Source organism: Streptomyces sp. SudanB52_2052, from assembly GCF_964272415.1.
GTDB classification, from domain to species: Bacteria; Actinomycetota; Actinomycetes; order Streptomycetales; family Streptomycetaceae; genus Streptomyces; species Streptomyces olindensis.
In genome coordinates this window covers 1,019,449-1,038,710 of the sequence record NZ_OZ186796.1, presented here as the reverse complement: position 1 = coordinate 1,038,710, position 19,262 = coordinate 1,019,449, and the positions used below count along the sequence as shown (strand labels likewise).

General features: G+C 70.5%; 2 protein-coding genes. One reads left to right on the top strand and one right to left on the bottom strand.

Going from position 1 to position 19,262, the window contains the following annotated elements; genetic code table 11:
* The first annotated feature begins 91 nt into the window (after nt 1-91).
* Nucleotides 92-1,516: an NAD(P)/FAD-dependent oxidoreductase gene (locus tag ACSUPV_RS04520; RefSeq protein WP_436946959.1), complete on the top strand. Its 1,425-nt coding sequence runs from the start codon at nt 92-94 to the stop codon at nt 1,514-1,516.
* Between the two features lie 84 nt (nt 1,517-1,600).
* On the opposite strand, the gene ACSUPV_RS04515 is transcribed toward ACSUPV_RS04520, so the two are convergent.
* On the bottom strand, nt 1,601-19,228 hold the full coding sequence (locus ACSUPV_RS04515) for an SDR family NAD(P)-dependent oxidoreductase (protein WP_436946958.1): 17,628 nt from the start codon (nt 19,226-19,228) through the stop codon (nt 1,601-1,603).
* Nucleotides 19,229-19,262: the final 34 nt, after the last annotated feature.

The window sequence follows — 19,262 nt, the reverse complement described above, 5'->3', positions numbered from 1 at the left end:
GCAAGTCACCCCCAAGACCCGCCCCGCATGGTGAGCCGGGCGGCATACGGCAACCGCCCGGACCGGACCACACGGAAAGGGCGGATCGGGCATGGCGGAAACAGCACCCCGCACACAGGAGACGGTGCACGGCGTCGTACTCGGCGGCGGCCTCGCCGGCGTCCTGGCCGCCCGCGCCCTGCGCGACCACGTCGACAAGGTGACCGTGATCGAACGCGACACCTACCCGGACCGCCCCGAACCCCGCAAGGGCGTCCCCCAGGGCCGCCACGCGCACATCCTCTGGTCCGGCGGCGCCGAGGCCATCGAAGCCCTGCTGCCCGGCACCCTCGACCGCCTGCGCACCGCGGGCGCCCACCGGATCGGCGTCAAACAGGACATGGTCCTCTACAGCGCCTACGGCTGGCAGCACCGCTTCCCCGCCTCCCACTACGCCCTCACCTGCAGCCGCCCCCTGCTCGACGGGACCGTACGGGACGCGGCACTGAACGACCCGCGCATCGAGGTCCTGCAGGGCACCGAGGCACAGGGCCTGCTGGGCGACCGCGAACGCGTCACCGGCGCCCGCGTCCGCACCCCGGACGGCACCACCCTCGACCTCCCCGCCGACCTCGTCGTGGACGCCACCGGCCGAGGCTCCCGCCTCAAGCACTGGCTGACCGCACTGGGCCTGCCCCCCGCCACCGAGGAGAGCGTCGACACCGGACTCACCTACGCCACCCGCGTCTTCCGCGCCCCCACCGGCGCCCCCCGGCCCTTCCCGGTCGTCGGCGTCTACGCCGACCACCGCACCGGCCGCCCAGGCCGCAACGGCCTGCTCCTCCCCATAGAGGGCGACCGCTGGATCATCACACTCTCCGGCACCCGCGGCGGCGAACCGACCACCGACGAAGACCACTTCGCCGACTTCGCCCGCGCCCTGCGCCACCCCCTGATCGCCGACCTGATCGACGCCGCCGACCCCCTCACACCCGTCCGCACGACCCGCAGCACCCTCAACCGCCGACTGCACCTCGACCGCCTGGCACGGCGCCCCGAGGGACTCGTCGCCCTCGGCGACTGCGTGGTCTCCCTCAACCCCATCCACGGCCACGGCATGAGCGTCGCAGCCCGGTCCGCCCACGCCCTGGAAACCTGCCTCCGCCGTGCGGGCGGCCTCAAACCGGGCCTTGCCCGCACCGCGCAGCAGGCGATCGCGGCCGCCGCCGACGCACCCTGGCTGCTCTCCGCCTCCCAGGACCTGTGCTACCCCGACAACCGCGCCGACGTCAGCGACCCGCGCCTGACCACCCAGGCCGCCCAGCGACAGGGCTTCGCCGACCTCGTGACCAGCACGTCGCTGGTCAACCAGCGGGTGTGCGACGCCCTCACGGCCGTCACGACCCTGACAGCACCGCTCGCCCACCTGGAGACCCCCGAATTCCTCACGGCCCTCCGGCAGGGCCCCGCACGGCCACCGCTGAGCGCGCCCCCGCTGAACGCGGCGGAGGCGGCGGTGCTGCGCCGAACCCCGTAGTTCCTTTCACGACGACGAACCGCCCCGGTGCCGAAGCGGCACCGGGGCGGTTCGTCGTGGAGTCGGTGGCGGGTCCGGTCGGATTCAGTGACCGCCGGCCGAAGCCGCGCCGGCACCGTCGGCGCGGCCGAGCTGCCGGTCGATGAAGTCGAAGATCTCCTCCGTCGACGACTCCTGGATACGGTCTCCCACGTCCCCGGACGCGGCCGGTCGCGCGTCGTTCCAGTTCGACAGCAGCGTCTGCAGCCGCAGCGTGATCCTCGCCCGCTCCTCGTCATCGGGCGTCAGCCGCGTCAACTCATCCTCCAACGCGTCGAGTTCACCGATCACCCGCAGCGAGGCACTGGCGGCCGCCGGAACCAGTTCCTGAAGGATCCGGCTGGTCAGGGCCTCCGGGGTCGGGTGGTCGAAGATCAGGGTGGCGGGCAGGCGCAGGGTGGTTGCGTTGGTGAGGCGGTTGCGGAGTTCGACGGCGGTGAGGGAGTCGAAGCCGAGCTCCTTGAACGGACGCTGCGGATCCACGGTGTCGGGCCGGGCGTGACCGAGGACGGCGGCGACATGTGTGCGGACCAGATCGAGCACCAGACGCTGTTTCTCGGCCGGCTCCGCCAGTGCGGCCAGCCGCTCCACCAGCGCGGAACCGCCCCCGGCACTCGCGCCCGTGGCAGCGGTGCGGCGGCTCGCCGGCACCAGGTCGCGCAGCAGCGCGGGGAGGAGGTCCTGGACCGCACGAAGGGCGGCGGGGCTGAGGGGGAGGCAGAGGTGGTGGGCGTGTGGGCTGGTGAGTGCGGTGTCGAGGAGGTGGAGGGCGTGGTCGGTTTCGAGGGGCCGGGTGCCGTGGGTGACTTTGTGGATGTGGGTGTCGGTGAGGTGGTGGGTGAGGCCGGTGGTGTGTTTCCAGTAGCCCCAGGCGAGGCTGGTGGCGGGTTGGCCGTGGTGGTGGCGGTGGTGGGCGAGGGCGTCGAGGTAGGTGTTGGCGGCGGCGTAGTTGGCTTGTCCGGGGTTGCCGAGGGTGCCGGCGGCTGAGGAGTAGAGGACGAAGGCTGCGAGGTTGTGGTGGCGGGTGGCGTGGTGGAGGTTCCAGGCGGCGTCGATCTTGGGTGCGAGGACGGGGTGGAGGCGGTCGGGGGTGAGGCTGGTGAGTGTGGTGTCGTCGAGGGTTCCGGCGGTGTGGATGACCGCGGTGAGGGGGTGGTCTTCGGGGATGGATGCGATGAGTTCCTCGACTGCCTGTGGGTCGGTGATGTCGCAGGCGGCGAGGGTGACCTCGGCTCCCAGTGCCTCCAGTTCGTCGCGGAGTTGGGTGTGTTGGGGTGCGGTGCGGGAGGCGAGGAGGAGGTGCCTGACTCCGTGGGTGGTGATGAGGTGGTGTGCGGTGAGGGTGGCGAGTCCTCCGGTGCCGCCGGTGATGAGGACGGTGCCGTTGGGGTCCAGTGAATGCTGGGTGGGGTTGGTTGGTGTGGTGGTGCGGGTGAGGCGGGGTGTGAGGAGTTGGCCGTTGCGGTGGGCGAGTTGGGGTTCGCCGGTGGCTACGGTCTGGGTGAGGGTTGAGGTGTCGGTCGGGTCGTCGGTGTCGATGAGGTGGATGCGGCCGGGGTGTTCGTTCTGGGCGGTGCGGGTCAGGCCCCATAGGGGTGCGTGGGCCAGGTGGATGTCCTCCGTAGCGCTCGTGGCCACGGCGTGCCGGGTGACGACGGCCAAGCGGCGGTCAGTGGTCTCGTTGGCGGCCAACCATGACTGCAGGTGAGTGAGGAGCGCCTCGGTTGCGGCGTGTGCGGCCTGTGGATCGTCCTGGGGATCCGTGTCGGCCAGGTAGAGGTCGACCTCATCGGGGTCGACGTCGTGCGTTCCTGCCTCGGCGGGCTTCCATGTGAGGTGGAAGAGGCTGTTGTGCGTGCCGGCAGTCAGGGTGGTGGGGTCGATCGGACGGGTGGCCAGGGCGTTGACGGTGGCGACGGGTGCGCCGGTGGGGTCCCAGGCCTGGAGGGTGATGCCGTTGTCGGTGGTGGTGAGGGTGGCGCGTAGGTGGGTGGCGTCGGTGGCGTGGACGGTGACGCCGGTCCAGGCGAAGGGGAGTTGGGTTTCGCCGGTGGTTGTGGTTCGGGTGGCGAGGGGGTGGAGGGCGGCGTCGAGGAGGGCGGGGTGGATGGTGTGTCCGGCGGGATCGGCCGTCTGGGGCAGGGTGATCTCGGCGTGGAGGGTGCCGTCGGGCTGGGTCCAGGCTGCGGTGGCGCCCTGGAAGGTGGGGCCGTACTCGTAGCCGCTGGCGGCGAGTCGGTCGTAGAGGTCGGAGACGTCGACCGGTCGTACTCCGGTGGGTGGCCAGTGGGTGAGGGGCTGGGCCTGCTGGTCGGCGGTGCTCAGTGTGCCGGTGGCGTGGCAGGTCCAGGGTTCGGTGTCGTCGGGGCGGGAGTGGATGGTGACGCTCCAGCCGTCGGTGTCGGTGTTGGGTGTGGTGGTGACTTGGAGGTCGCGGCTCGCGGACTCGTCGAGGATGAGGGGTGCGTGGAGGGTGAGTTCGTCCAGGTGGGTGGCGCCGGTGTGGTCGCCTGCGTGGAGGGCGAGGTCGACGAGGGCGGTGCCGGGCAGCAGGACGGTTCCGGTGACGGCGTGGTCGGCGAGCCAGGGGTGGGTCTTGAGGCTGATGCGTCCGGACAGGACGGTGCTGTTGGTGTCGGCGAGTTGGGTGGCTGTGCTGAGCAGTGGGTGTTCGGTGGTGGTGAGTCCCAGGTCGGTGGCGTCGGTGAGTTGGGCGGGTGCTTGGAGCCAGTAGGGCTGGTGTTGGAAGGGGTAGGTGGGCAGGTCCAGGTCGTGTTGCGGCCTGGAGGGCAGGTGGGGTGTGAGGTCGACGCCGTGGTGGTGGGTGTGGAGGGTGGTGAGGGTGCTCAGCAGCCGAACCGTCGTGTCGTTGTGGCGGGTGAGGGTGGGGTAGTGGTGGGCGTCCGCTGGATGCGTGGTCAGCGTGTCGGCGAGGGCCGCGGCCAGCACCGGGTGGGGGCTGGTCTCGATGAGGGTGTGGTGCCCGTCGTCGAGGAGTTTGAGTGCGGTGTCGTGGAAGTGCACCGGATGGCGCAGATTGTCGACCCAGTACGTGGCATCCAGCAGCCGCCCCTCTGGAAGTAGGCCGCCGGTGTGGGTGGAGTAGAAGGGGATGGCCGGCGGGGTCGGTTGGATCTGTGCGCGGTCGGTGAGGTCGGTCAGGATCGTTTCGCGCAGGGCTTCGACGGCTGGGGTGTGGGAGGCGTAGTCGACGGGGATGAGCCGGGCCCGCACACCACGGCCCTGGTACTCCTCGACCAGCTGCCTCAGTGCGGTGGTCTCGCCGGCGAGGACGGTGGTGGCCGGTCCGTTGACGGCGGCCAGGTGCACGCCGTCGGGCAGGTCGGACAACTCGCCCGCGGGGAGCGGGAAGCTGGCCATGGTGCCGGTGCCGGCGAGCCGGGTCAGTGCCTGGGCGCGCAGGGTGACTACGGCGATGGCGTCGGGGAGGGTGAGTGCCCCGGCGATGTGGGCGGCGGCGATTTCACCCTGGGAGTGGCCGATGACGGCGTCCGGTGTGATGCCGTGGTGCTCCAGCAGTCGGGCGATGCCGGTCATGACGGCGAACAGTGCGGGCTGGACGATGTCGACGCGGGCGAGGGCGTCTTCGTTGTCGCTGGTGAGGACGTCGAGCAGGTCCCAGTCGCACCAGCGGGCCAGTTCCTGCTGGCATGCGGCCAGGTGTGCGGCGAAGAGCGGCTCCTCGGCTGCCAGGCGGCTTCCCATGCCGGCCCATTGGGAGCCCTGGCCGGGGAAGACGAACGCGGTCCTGCCCGGTGCGATGGTGCCCGGGCCGACGACGAGTGCGGGGTGACCGCTGCCGTCCGCCAGTGCGGTCAAGGCGGCGTGCAGTTCAGTGCGGTCGTCCGTGATGATTCCGGCGCGGTGGTCGAGCTTGGCCCGTCCGTGCCACAGGTGAGTGGCCAAGGGCCCCGCCTCCACGTCCGGGTGGGATTCGACGAAGGCGGCCAGTTGACCGGCGGCCTCGGCGAGGGCTTGGGGCGTCCGTGCGGAGAGGATCACCGGCACCGGCCCGGAGCGTTCCTGCGGCTCCCCGTCTGACGTTTCGGCGGGCGGCGCGGTCGACGAAGACGCTGCCTCCAGGATGAGGTGGGCGTTCGTGCCGCTCATGCCGAAGGAGGAGACGGCGGCGCGGCGTGGCCGACTGGTGTCGGGCCACGGCTGAGGCGCTGTCAGAAGTGCGATGTTGCCCGTCTCCCAGTCGACGTGAGTGGAGGGGCGGTCCACATGCAGGGTCGGCGGCAGCGTTCCGTGTCGCATCGCCTCCACCATCTTGATGACGCCTGCGACGCCGGCTGCGGCTTGGGTGTGTCCGATGTTGGACTTGATGGAGCCGAGCCAGAGGGGGGTGTCGGTGGTGTGGGCTTGTCCGTAGGTGGCGAGCAGGGCTTGTGCTTCGATGGGGTCGCCGAGTGTGGTGCCGGTGCCGTGTGCTTCGACGGCGTCGATCTGGTCGGGGGTCAACTGGGCGTTGGCGAGGGCTTGTTCGATGACGCGTTGCTGGGAGGGGCCGTTGGGGGCGGTCAGGCCGTTGGAGGCGCCGTCCTGATTCACGGCCGAGCCCCGGACCGTGGCGAGGACCGGGTGCCCGTTGCGCTGGGCGTCGGACAGCCGCTCCAGGAGCACGAGGCCGACGCCCTCGCCCCAGCCCGTGCCGTCGGCGGCGTCCGCGAACGGTTTGCAGCGGCCGTCGGGTGCCAGTCCGCGCTGGCGGGAGAAGACCTGGAAGGTGCCCGGTGTGGCCATGATGGTGGCGCCGCCGGCCAGGGCCATGTCGCACTCGCCGTTGCGCAGCGCCTGGGCCGCCAGATGCAGGGCGACCAGGGACGAGGAGCAGGCCGTGTCCACCGTCATGGCCGGGCCCTCCAGCCCGAACGTGTACGCCACCCGGCCCGACGCGATGCTCCCGGAGCCGCCTGTCGCCAAATAACCCTCCAGGTGATCCGGCGCGCCGTGCATCCGCATCAGGTAGTCCTGGGAGATCACACCGGCGAAGACGCCGGTGTTGCTGCCCTTGAGGGTGGTGGGGTCGATGCCGGCCTGTTCGAAGGCCTCCCAGGCGGTTTCCAGGAGGAGACGTTGTTGGGGGTCGGTGGCGAGGGCCTCGCGCGGGTTCATACGGAAGAAGTCCGCGTCGAACTCGCCCGCGTCGTAGAGGAACGACCCCTTGCGCGTGTACATCTTGCCCGGCGCGTCCGGATCCGGGTCGTACAGGGCGTCGAGGTCCCAGCCACGGTTGCCGGGCAGGTCACCCAGCGTCTCGCCGCCCTCGGCGACCAGCCGCCACAGATCCGCCGGCTGCCGCACGCCCCCGGGGTAGCGGCAGGCCATCGAGACGATCACGATCGGATCGTCGTCGACGACCGCGGGCACCGCCTTGGGCGCACGCAGCTGCGGCTGCTGGTCCAGCACCTTGGCTCGGAGGTGCGTGGCGAGCGCGGTGAGCGTCGGGTGGTCGAAGACCAGTGTCGACGGGAGCTGGAGCGCGGTGGCGTTGGTGAGGCGGTTGCGGAGTTCGACGGCGGTGAGGGAGTCGAAGCCGAGGTCCTTGAACGGGCGTTGCGGATCGATCGTCTCGGGCCGGTTGTGGCCGAGGACGGCGGCGACGTTGCTGCGGACCAGATCGAGCAGAAGGCGCTGCTGTTCTTGTTCACCCAGAGCGGCGAGCTGCTGAGCCAGACCCGAGCACTGCACCGCGCTCGCACCTGCCGCCGCCCCACGCCGCCCCGAGGCCGGTACGAGGTCCCGGAGCAGCGGAGGCACATCCCCACGCCGACGGAGACTCGCCGGTTCGATCGGCATGCAGACCAGGGCGGCTTCCGCGCGTTCATCGAGACCTACGTCGAAGAGGCGGAGGCCTTCTTCGGTGGTGAGTGCGGAGTTGCTGCGGGCGAGGTTGGTGTCGGTGAGGTGGTGGGTGAGGCCGGTGGTGTGTTTCCAGTAGCCCCAGGCGAGGCTGGTGGCGGGTTGGCCGTGGTGGTGGCGGTGGTGGGCGAGGGCGTCGAGGTAGGTGTTGGCGGCGGCGTAGTTGGCTTGTCCGGGGTTGCCGAGGGTGCCGGCGGCTGACGAATACAGGACGAACGCGGCGAGGTTGTGGTGGCGGGTGGCGTGGTGCAGGTTCCAGGCGGCGTCGACCTTCGGGGCCAGCACCGGGTGGAGGCGGTCGGGGGTGAGGCTGGTGAGGGTGGTGTCGTCGAGGGCTCCGGCGGTGTGGATGACCGCGGTGAGGGGGTGCTCCTGCGGAACCGACGCGATCAGTTCCTCGACCGCCTGGGAGTCGGTGATGTCACAGGCCGCCAGCGTGACCTCGGCTCCCAGCGCTTCCAACTCCTCGCGCAGGTCGCTGTGTTGGGGTGCGGTGCGGGAGGCGAGGAGGAGGTGCCTGGTGCCGTGGGTGGTGATGAGGTGGTGTGCGGTGAGGGTGGCGAGTCCTCCGGTGCCGCCGGTGATGAGGACGGTGCCGTTGGGGTTGAGGGTTTGGGGGAGGGTGAGGATGAGTTTGCCGGTGTGGCGGGCTTGGCTGAGGTGGCGCAGGGCGTGTGGGGTGTGGCGGATGTCGAAGCAGGTGGTGGGAAGTGGTGTGAGGGCGCCTGTGTCGAAGAGTTCGGTGAGGGCCCTGAGCATCTCCTGGATGCGGTCGGGGCCTGCTTCGATGAGGTCGAAGTTCTGGTAGTGGGCTTGGTAGTCGGTGTGGATGGATTGGGCGTTGCGGATGTCGGTTTTGCCCATTTCGATGAAGCGTCCGCCGGGGTGGAGGAGGCGGAGGGTGGCGTCGGTGTATTCGTGGGCGAGGGCGTTGAGGGCGACGTGGATGCCGTGGTGGGGGGTGTGGGTGCGGAAGTGGTGTTCGAAGTCGAGGGTGCGGCTGGAGGCGATGTGGGTGGGGGTGAGGCCTTGTGCGGTGAGGAGGTGGTGTTTGGTGGGGTGGGCGGTGGCGTAGATGTCGGCGCCGGTGTGTTGGGCGAGTTGGAGTGCGGCTGAGCCGACTCCTCCGGTGGCGGCGTGGAGGAGGAGTGTTTCGCCGGGTTGGAGGTCGGCGAGGTCGTACAGCGCGTAGTAGGCGGTGAGGAAGGCGACGGGGACACCTGCCGCCGTGGTGTAGGACCAGCCCTCGGGCATGAGGGTGACAAGGCGGTGGTCCGTGACGGTCGCGGTGCCGGCTCCGGCCGGGAAGACGCCCATGACGCGGTCGCCCACGGAGACGGTGGTGACGTCGTCGGCCACCTCTGTCACGATGCCGGCGCCCTCGCTGCCCAGTGGTGCTTCGCCGGGGTACATGCCCAGGGCGATGAGGGTGTCGCGGAAGTTCAGGCCGATGGCACGCACGTCGATCCGCACCTGGCCGCTGGTCAGGGCGGTGTCCCATTCGGGGGTGGGCCGGCAGGTGACCGCTTCGATGGTCCCGGTGGAACCGGCGCCCAGCCTCCAGGTTTCCTCGGGCAGGTCAAGTACGCCGTTGTCCTCGGCGCGCTCCAGACGGGCGACGAGGAACTCGCCACGTCGCCGGGCGAGTTGAGGCTCGCCGGTGGCCAGGGCATCGGCCAGGTGCGACGTGTCGTCGAGGTTGTCAGTGTCGATCAGGTGGATACGACCTGGGTTCTCGTTCTGCGCGGTGCGCACCAGACCCCACAAGGGCGCGTGAGCCAGGTGGATGTCCTCGGCGGGGCTGGTGGCCACGGCGTGCCGGGTGACGACCACGAGGCGGCGGCCGGTGGCATCGTTCGCAGCCAGCCAGGACTGCAGGTGAGTCAGGAGGACCTCTGTCGCGGCATGCGCGGCCGCAACGCCGTCGCTGCCCTCGTCCCTGTCCGGGATGTAGACATCGACCTCGTCGAGGTCGACATGCCGGCTGCCTGCCTCGGCAGGTTTCCAGGTCATGTGGAAGAGGCTGTTGCGGGTTGCCGCATCGGCGCTCTTGTGGAGCGTGGTGGGGTCGATCGGGCGGGTGGCCAGGGTGTTGACGGTGGCGACGGGTGTGCCGGTGGGGTCCCAGGCCTGGAGGGTGATGTCGTTGTCGGTGGTGGTGAGGGTGACGCGCAGGTGGGTGGCGTCGGTGGCGTGGACGGTGACGCCGGTCCAGGCGAAGGGGAGCTGTACTGCATTGCTCGTGCCCGCGCTTACGGCGAGGGGGTGGAGGGCGGCGTCGAGCAGTGCCGGGTGGATGGTGTGTCCGGCGGGATCGGCCGTCTGGGGCAGGGTGATCTCGGCGTGGAGGGTGCCGTCGGGCTGGGTCCAGGCTGCGGTGGCGCCCTGGAAGGTGGGGCCGTACTCGTAGCCGCTGGCGGCGAGTCGGTCGTAGAGGTCGGAGACGTCGACCGGTCGTGCTCCGGTGGGTGGCCAGTGGGTGAGGGGCTGGGCCTGCTGGTCGGCGGTGCTGCTCAGTGTGCCGGTGGCGTGGCAGGTCCAGGGTTCGGTGTCGTCGGGGTGGGTGGTGTGGGGGCGGGAGTGGATGGTGATGTGCCAGCCGTCGGCGTCGGGTGTGGTGGTGATCTGGAGGTCGCGGCTCGCGGACTCGTCGAGGATGAGGGGTGCGTGGAGGGTGAGTTCGTCCAGGTGGGTGGCGCCGGTGTGGTCGCCTGCGTGGAGGGCGAGGTCGACGAGGGCGGTGCCGGGCAGCAGGACGGTTCCGGTGACGGCGTGGTCGGCGAGCCAGGGGTGGGTCTTGAGGCTGATGCGTCCGGACAGGACGGTGCTGTTGGTGTCGGCGAGCTGGGTGGCTGTGCTGAGCAGTGGGTGTTCGGTGGTGGTGAGTCCCAGGTCGGTGGCGTCGGTGAGTTGGGCGGGTGCTTCGAGCCAGTAGGGCTGGTGCTGGAAGGGGTAGGTGGGCAGGTCGAAGTGCCCTCGCTGGTGCGGGAGGTGGGGGGCGAGGTCGACGCCGTGGTGGTGGGTGTGCAGCGCCGTGAGGGTGCTCAGCAGCCGCATTGTCGTGTCGTTGTGGCGGGTGAGGGTGGGGTAGTGGTGGGCGTCGGCGGGGTGTGTGGTCAGCGTGTCGGCGAGGGCCGCGGCCAGCACCGGGTGGGGGCTGGTCTCGATGAGGGTGTGGTGGCCGTCGTCGAGGAGTTTGAGTGCGGTGTCGTGGAAGTGCACCGGATGGCGCAGGTTGTCGACCCAGTACGTGGCGTCCAGGAGGCGGTTTTCGGGGAGTAGGCCGCCGGTGTGGGTGGAGTAGAAGGGGATGGCCGGCGGGGTCGGTTGGATCTGTGCGCGGTCGGTGAGGTCGGTCAGGATTGTTTCGCGCAGGGCTTCGACGGCTGGGGTGTGGGAGGCGTAGTCGACGGGGATGAGCCGGGCCCGCACACCACGGCCCTGGTATTCCTCGACCAGTTCGGTCAGTGCGGTGGTCTCGCCGGCGAGGACGGTGGTGGCTGGTCCGTTGACGGCGGCCAGGTGCACCCCGTCGGGCAGGTCGGACAACTCGCCCGCGGGGAGCGGGAAGCTGGCCATGGTGCCGGTGCCGGCGAGCCGGGTCAGTGCCTGGGCGCGCAGGGTGACTACGGCGATGGCGTCGGGGAGGGTGAGTGCTCCGGCGATGTGGGCGGCGGCGATTTCACCCTGGGAGTGGCCGATGACGGCGTCCGGTGTGATGCCGTAGTGCTCCAGCAGTCGGGCGATGCCGGTCATGACGGCGAACAGCGCGGGTTGCACCACATCCACCCTGGCCAGGGCATCCTCGTCCTGGGACGCGAGCACGTCCAGCAGGTCCCAGTCGCACCAGCGGGCGAGCTCCTCCTGGCATGCGGCCAGGTGCGCGGCGAAGAGAGGCTCCTCCGCTGCCAGCCGGTGTCCCATGCGCGTCCACTGCGAACCCTGGCCGGGGAAGACGAACGCGGTCCTGCCCGCCTCGGTCACGCCCGGGCCGACGACGAGTGCCGGGTGGGCGCTGCCGTCCGCAAGAGCGGTGAGGGCGTCACGTAGCTCACCGGCGTCATCGGTGACGATGCCGGCGCGGTGGTCCAGTTTCGCCCGTCCGTGCCACAGCCGTGCGGCCAGCGGACCGACCTCCACCTCCGGGTGGGCTTCGACGAACGCGGCGAGTTGCCCGGCGGCTTCGCTCAGGGCCTGGGAGGTCCGTGCGGAGAGGATCACCGGCACCGGCCCCGACTGCTCCTGCGGCGGCTCCGTCTCGGCGGGTTCCGGCGCCGCTTCCAGGATGACGTGCGCGTTCGTCCCGCTGATGCCGAAGGACGACACCGCTGCCCGGTAGGGATGATCGGACTCGGGCCACGGCGTCGAATCCGTGAGCAGTGCGATGCTGCCCGCGCTCCAGTCGACGTGGAGGGAGGGCTGATCCACGTGCAGGGTCGGCGGGAGTACTCCGTGCCGCATCGCCTGCACCATCTTGATGACGCCTGCGACGCCGGCCGCGGCCTGGGTGTGACCGATGTTGGACTTCACCGACCCCAGCCACAGCGGCCGTTCGGCGGAGTGTTCGCGCCCGTAGGTGGCCAGCAGGGCTTGTGCTTCGATGGGGTCGCCGAGTGTGGTGCCGGTGCCGTGTGCTTCGACGGCGTCGATCTGGTCGGGGGTCAACTGGGCGTTGGCGAGGGCTTGTTCGATGACGCGTTGCTGGGAGGGGCCGTTGGGGGCGGTCAGACCGTTGGAGGCCCCGTCCTGGTTGATGGCCGAGCCGCGGAGCACGGCCAGGACGGGGTGACCGTTGCGCTCGGCGTCGGAGAGCCGCTCCAGGAGCACGAGGCCGACGCCCTCGCCCCAGCCGGTGCCGTCCGCGGCCTCCGCGAACGGCTTGCAGCGGCCGTCCACGGACAGGACGCGCTGGCGCGAGAATTCGATGAACGCGCCCGGGCTCGACATGACCGTCGCACCGCCCGCGAGGGCCATCTCGCACTCGCCGTTGCGCAGCGCCTGCGCGGCCAGATGGAGCGCCACCAGCGAGGACGAGCACGCCGTGTCGATCGTCACCGCCGGGCCCTCCAGCCCGAACGTGTACGCCACACGGCCGGAAGCCACGCTCGCCGCACTGCCGTTGCCCAGGTAACCCTCGAAGCCTTCCGGGGCGTTCCGCATGAGGCGGGCGCCGTAGTCGCCGTAGATCACTCCGGCGTAGACGGCCGTGTTGCTGCCCTTGAGGGTGGTGGGGTCGATGCCGGCCTGTTCGAAGGCCTCCCAGGCGGTTTCGAGGAGAAGGCGCTGTTGGGGGTCGGTGGCGAGGGCCTCGCGGGGGTTCATGCGGAAGAAGTCCGCATCGAACTGGTCGGCATCGTGCAGGAACGTGCCGTAGCTCGTGTAGCTCTTGCCGTTCGCCGCGGGGTCCGGGTCGAAGAGGTTGTCGAGGTCCCACCCGCGGTTCGTCGGGAAGCCGGACAGGCCTTCGCGCCGTTCGGCGACCAGGTCCCACAGGTCGGCGGCGGAACGCACGTCACCCGGGAAACGGCAGGACATCGAGACGATGACGACCGGATCGTCCGAGGTGTCAGTGCCGGTGAGCACGGGCATCGCTGAACGCGGAGCCGACTCCAGCAGTTCGGCGCCGATGTGCTCGGCCAGGACCTGTGCGTTCGGGTAGTCGAAGATCAAGGTGGCCGGAAGCCGCAACCCCGTGGCTGCGTCGAGCCGATTGCGCAGCTCGACGGCCGTCAGCGAGTCAAAACCCAGATCCTTGAACGGCTGCTGCGGGTCCACGCCCGTCACATCGGCGTGCCCGAGGACGGTGGCCGCATTGCTCCGTACGAGGTTCAGCAGCAGACGCTGCTGTTCCGGCGGTGTCAGTCCGGCCAACTGCTGGGCCAGCCCGGAAGCCTCACGGGGTGCCGCCTTCGCAGCTCGGCGGAGCGGGCGGGGCGCCAGGTCCCGAAGGAGGGCGGGAACGTTGTCCGCGTCGCGGAAGGCGGACGCGGTCAGCGGGGTGCAGAGGTGATACGCGGACGGGCTCACGAGCGCGGCATCGAGGAGGCGGAGGCCTTCTTCGGTGGTGAGTGCGGAGTTGCTGCGGGCGAGGTCGGTGTCGGTGAGGTGGTGGGTGAGTTGGGTGGTGTGTTTCCAGTAGCCCCAGGCGAGGCTGGTGGCGGGTTGGCCGTGGTGGTGGCGGTGGTGGGCGAGGGCGTCGAGGTAGGTGTTGGCGGCGGCGTAGTTGGCTTGTCCGGGGTTGCCGAGGGTGCCGGCGGCTGACGAATACAGCACGAACGCGGCGAGGTTGTGGTTGCGGGTGGCGTGGTGCAGGTTCCAGGCGGCGTCGACCTTCGGGGCCAGCACCGGGTGGAGGCGGTCGGGGGTGAGGCTGGTGAGGGTGGTGTCGTCGAGGGCTCCGGCGGTGTGGATGACCGCGGTGAGGGGGTGCTCCTGCGGAACCGACGCGATCAGTTCCTCGACCGCCTGGGAGTCGGTGATGTCACAGGCCGCCAGCGTGACCTCGGCTCCCAGTGCCTCCAGTTCGTCGCGGAGTTGGGTGTGTTGGGGTGCGGTGCGGGAGGCGAGGAGGAGGTGCCTGGTGCCGTGGGTGGTGATGAGGTGGTGTGCGGTGAGGGTGGCGAGTCCTCCGGTGCCGCCGGTGATGAGGACGGTGCCGTTGGGGTTGAGGGTTTGGGGGAGGGTGAGGATGAGTTTGCCGGTGTGGCGGGCTTGGCTGAGGTGGCGCAGGGCGTGTGGGGTGTGGCGGATGTCGAAGCAGGTGGTGGGAAGTGGTGTGAGGGCGCCTGTGTCGAAGAGTTCGGTGAGGGCCCTGAGCATCTCCTGGATGCGGTCGGGGCCTGCTTCGATGAGGTCGAAGTTCTGGTAGTGGGCTTGGTAGTCGGTGTGGATGGTTTGGGCATCGCGGATGTCGGTTTTGCCCATTTCGATGAAGCGTCCGCCGGGGTGGAGGAGGCGGAGGGTGGCGTCGGTGTATTCGTGGGCGAGGGCGTTGAGGGCGACGTGGATGCCGTGGTGGGGGGTGTGGGTGCGGAAGTGGTGTTCGAAGTCGAGGGTGCGGCTGGAGGCGATGTGGGTGGGGGTGAGGCCTTGTGCGGTGAGGAGGTGGTGTTTGGTGGGGTGGGCGGTGGCGTAGATGTCGGCGCCGATGTGTTGGGCGAGTTGGAGTGCGGCTGAGCCGACTCCTCCGGTGGCGGCGTGGAGGAGGAGTGTTTCGCCGGGTTGGAGGTCGGCGAGGTCGTACAGCGCGTAGTAGGCGGTGAGGAAGGCGACCGGTACCCCGGCCGCCGTGGTGAAGTCCCACCCCTCCGGGATGGCGGTGACCAGGCGATGGTCGGTGACTGTCCGGGCGCCGACGCCGAGCGGGAACATACCCATGACGCGGTCGCCCACGGAGACGGTGGTGACGTCGTCGGCCACCTCTGTCACGATGCCGGCGCCCTCGCTGGCCAGGAGCGCGTCGCCCGGATACATGCCGAGCGTGATCAGTACGTCGCGGAAGTTGAGCCCGATGGCACGGACGTCGATCCGTACCTGACCCGCGGCGAGTTCCTCCGGCAGTTCGGGGTTGGGCAGCAGCGCCAGGTTGTCCAGCGTGCCGGGGGCCGTCTTGTCCAGTCGCCAGGTCGGGTCGTCCGGAATGGTGAGCGCGCCGTCGGCGTCGGCTGAACGCGCCAGCCTGGGTGCGAGGAACTGGAGGTGACGAACGGCGAGTTGGTACTCGCCAGTGGCGAGGGCGTCGGCCAGGTACGACGTGTCCGCCCGGTCGTCGGTGTCGATGAGGTGGATACGGCCGGGGTTCTCGTTCTGGGCGCTGCGGACCAGGCCCCACAAGGGCGCGTGGGGGAGGTGGACGTCCTCGGCCGGGCTGGTGGCCACGGCGTGCCGGGTGAGGATGACCAGGCTGCGGTCGCTGGTCTCGTTGGCGGCCAGCCATGACTGCAGGTGGGTGAGGAGCGCCTCGGTGGCGGTGTGCGCCGCCGCCGGGCCGTCGCTGCTTCCGCCCGCGTCATCCGCACCGTCCGTGTCCGGGAGGTAGAGGTCGACCCGGTCGAGGTCGACTTCTCCTGTGACGGCCTCCACGGGCTTCCAGGCGAGGTGGAAGAGGCTGTTGCGGTTCTTGTCGCCCGCGCCCGTGCCCAGCGCGGTGGGGTCGACCGGGCGGGAGGCGAGCGCGGTGACGGTGGCCACCGGGGCGCCCGTGGGGTCCCAGGCCTGAACGGATACGTCGTTGCCCGTGCTGGTGAGGGCGACGCGCAGGTGCGTGGCTCCGCTCGCGAGCAGACTGACGCCGGTCCAGGCGAAGGGCAGCCGCATTTCGTCGCCAGCGGCCGATGCGAGGGCCCGAGCCGCGAGGGGGTGGAGGGCCGCGTCGAGGAGTGCCGGGTGGATGGTGTGCCCGGCGGGATCGACCGTGTCGGGCAGCGTGATCTCGGCGTGGAGGGTGCCGTCGGGCTGCTCCCACATGGAGGTGACGCCCTGGAAGGCGGGGCCGTACTCGTATCCGGCGGCCGTCAAGCGCTCGTAGAGGTCGGCGGCGTCGACGGGAGTGGCGTCCGTGGGTGGCCAGTGGGTCAGGGGCCGGGCCGGTCCGTGGTTGGTGGTGGTGAGGGTGCCGGTGGCGTGGCAGGTCCACGGTTCGGTGTCGTCGGGCTGGTCGGTGTGGGGGCGGGAGTGGATGGTGACGCGCCAGGTGTCGGCGTCGGAGCCCGGGGTCGTGGTGACTTGGAGGTCGCGGCTGGTCGTGTCGTCCAGGACGAGGGGTGCGTGGAGGGTGAGTTCGTCCAGGTGGGTGGCGCCGGTGTGGTCGCCTGCGTGGAGGGCGAGGTCGACCAGGGCGGTGCCGGGAAGGAGGACCGTTCCTGCGACGGCGTGATCGGCGAGCCAGGGGTGAGAGCCGAGGCCGATACGGCCTGTGAACACCGTCGACGCACTGGACGCGTCGGCAGCCTCCGCACTGCCTGCGGTGTCGGCGAGTTGGACTGTGGCTGCGAGGAGGGGGTGGGCGGTGGTCGCCATGCCCAGGTCGGTGGCGTCGGTGAGTTGGGTGGGGGCTTGGAGCCAGTAGGGCTGGTGTTGGAAGGGGTAGGTGGGCAGGTCGAGGTGGTGGGGGTGGGTGGGGAGGTGGGGTGTGAGGTCGACGCCGTGGTGGTGGGTGTGGAGGGTGGTGAGGGTGGTGAGGTGGGTGTGGGTTTCGTCGGGTTGGTGGCGGGTGGTGTGGGTGGTGGTGGGGAGGTGGGGGGTGAGGGTGGGGTGGGGTCCGAGTTCTGTGAAGAGGGTGATGTGTTCGGTTTCGGTGAGGTGGGTGATGCCTTGGTGGAAGTGGACGGGTTGGCGGATGTGGTGGGTCCAGTAGGTGGGGTCGTGGTGTTGGTGGGGGGTGGCGGGGGTGCCGGTGAGGTTGGAGATGACGGGGATGGTGGGGGTGCCGAGGGTGTGGCGGGCGAAGAGGTGGGTGAGGTGGGTGGTGAAGGTGTCGAGGATGGGTTCGGTGTGGGCGCTGTGGAAGGCGTGGGTGACGTTGAGGGGGCGGGTGCGGATGCCGGCTGCGGTGAGTTGGTGGGCGAGTTGGTTGAGGGCGGGGGTGGGTCCGGCGAGGGTGGTGGCGGTGGGTGAGTTGTAGGCGGCGATTTCTATGTGGGGGTGTTCGGTGAGGTGGGTGGTGAGGGTGTGGGGGTCGGTGAGGGCGGCGAGCATGCTGGTGCCGGGGGGGAGGGTGTGCAGGAGGTGGGCGCGGGTGGCGACCATGTCGGCGGCGAGTTCGAGGGGGAGGGTGCCGGTGAGGTGGGCGGCGGAGATTTCGCCGATGGAGTGGCCGATGAGGGCGTGGGGGGTTGCGCCGTGGGTTTGCAGGAGGCGGTAGGCGGCGGTGTGGTGGGCGAAGAGGGCGGGCTGGGTGTAGAGGGTGGTGTCCAGCAGGGTGGCGAGTTCACTGCCTGGTTCGGCGAACATCACCTGTTGGAGCGGCACGTCGAGGTGGGGGTCGAGGGCTGCGCACACGTCGTCCAGGGCGCGGGCGTAGGCGGGGAAGGTCTGGTAGAGCTGGGCCCCCATGCCGGGGCGTTGGCTGCCCTGACCGGAGAACATGACGGCCCATCGGGCGGGTGTCGTGACGCGGCCGGGGGTGGTGATCAGGGCCGGGTGGTCCCGGCCGGCGGCGAGGGCGGTGAGCGCGGCTCGGAGTGTGGCGCGGTCGGCGGTGACGATGCCCGCGCGGTGCTCCAGGTGCGCCCGGCCCGACCACAGGCGGGCGGCCAGGGTCCCCACGTCGGTCTGCGGGTGGGTGTCGATGTATGCGGCGAGGCGGTGTGCGGTGTGGGTCAGGGCCCGGGCCGTGCGGGCCGAGAGCACGACCGGGACCGGCATGGTCGTGTCGGTGTCCTGCTCCTCGGGCGCGGGTTCGGGGGCGGCTTCGAGGATGACGTGGGCGTTGGTGCCGCTGATGCCGAAGGAGGACACCGCGGCCCGGCGCGGACGGCCGGTGTCCGGCCAGGGCCGTGACTCGGTCAGCAGGGACACCGCGCCCGCGCTCCAGTCGACATGCCGGGACGGCTCATCCACGTGCAGAGTCGACGGCAGAACCCCCTGGCGCATCGCTTCGATCATCTTGATGACGCCTGCGACGCCGGCCGCGGCTTGGGTGTGTCCGATGTTGGACTTGATGGAGCCGAGCCAGAGGGGGGTGTCGGTGGTGTGGGCTTGTCCGTAGGTGGCGAGCAGGGCTTGTGCCTCGATGGGGTCGCCCAGGGTCGTGCCGGTGCCGTGCGCCTCCACCGCGTCCACCTGGCTCGCACTCAGCCCGGCGTCGGCCAAGGCCTCTTCGATGACGCGTTGCTGGGAGGGGCCGTTGGGGGCGGTCAGGCCGTTGGAGGCGCCGTCCTGGTTGACGGCCGAGCCGCGGAGCACGGCCAGGACGGGGTGGCCGTTGCGCTGGGCGTCGGAGAGGCGCTCCAGGAGCACGAGGCCGACGCCCTCGCCCCAGCCGGTGCCGTCGGCGGCGTCGGCGAAGGGCTTGCAACGGCCGTCGGGAGCCAGCCCCCGCTGCCGGGAGAACTCGACGAAGGTGCCGGGGGTGGCCATCACGGTCACGCCGCCGGCCAGGGCCATCTCGCACTCGCCGTTGCGCAGCGCCTGTGCCGCGAGGTGGAGGGAGACCAGGGAGGACGAGCAGGCGGTGTCCACGGTGACGGCCGGGCCTTCGAGACCGAAGGTGTAGGCCACCCGGCCGGAAGCGACGCTCGCCGCACTGCCGTTGCCGAGGAAGCCTTCGAAGCCCTCCGGCGCACGGTGCATGAGACGACCCGCATAGTCGTCGTACATCACGCCCGCGTACACGCCGGTCCTGCTGCCCTTCAGGGTGTGCGGATCCAGGCCCGCACGTTCGAAGGTCTCCCAGGCCGTCTCCAGGAGCAGGCGCTGCTGCGGGTCGGTCGCCATCGCTTCTCGAGGGCTCATGCCGAAGAACTCGGGGTCGAATTCATCGGCCGCGTGCAGGAAACCGCCTTCGCGCGCATAGCTCTTGCCGGTCGCGTCCGGGTCGGGGTCGAAGAGACCGTCGAGCTCCCAGCCCCGGTTGTCGGGGAAGCCGGAGATCGCGTCCGTGCCCTCGGCGACCAGCGTCCACAGCTCCTCGGGCGAGCGCACTCCGCCCGGGTACCGGCAGGCCATCGAGACGATCGCCACCGGCTCCTGACCTGCCGACTCGGCGTCCTGGAGGCGTTGACGCGTCTGGTGCAGTTCGGCCACTACGCGGGTCAGGTATTCCCGAAGCTTGGCTTCGTCCGACATGGGTCGTCGCTCCTCTATGCGGAATTGCTCTGAT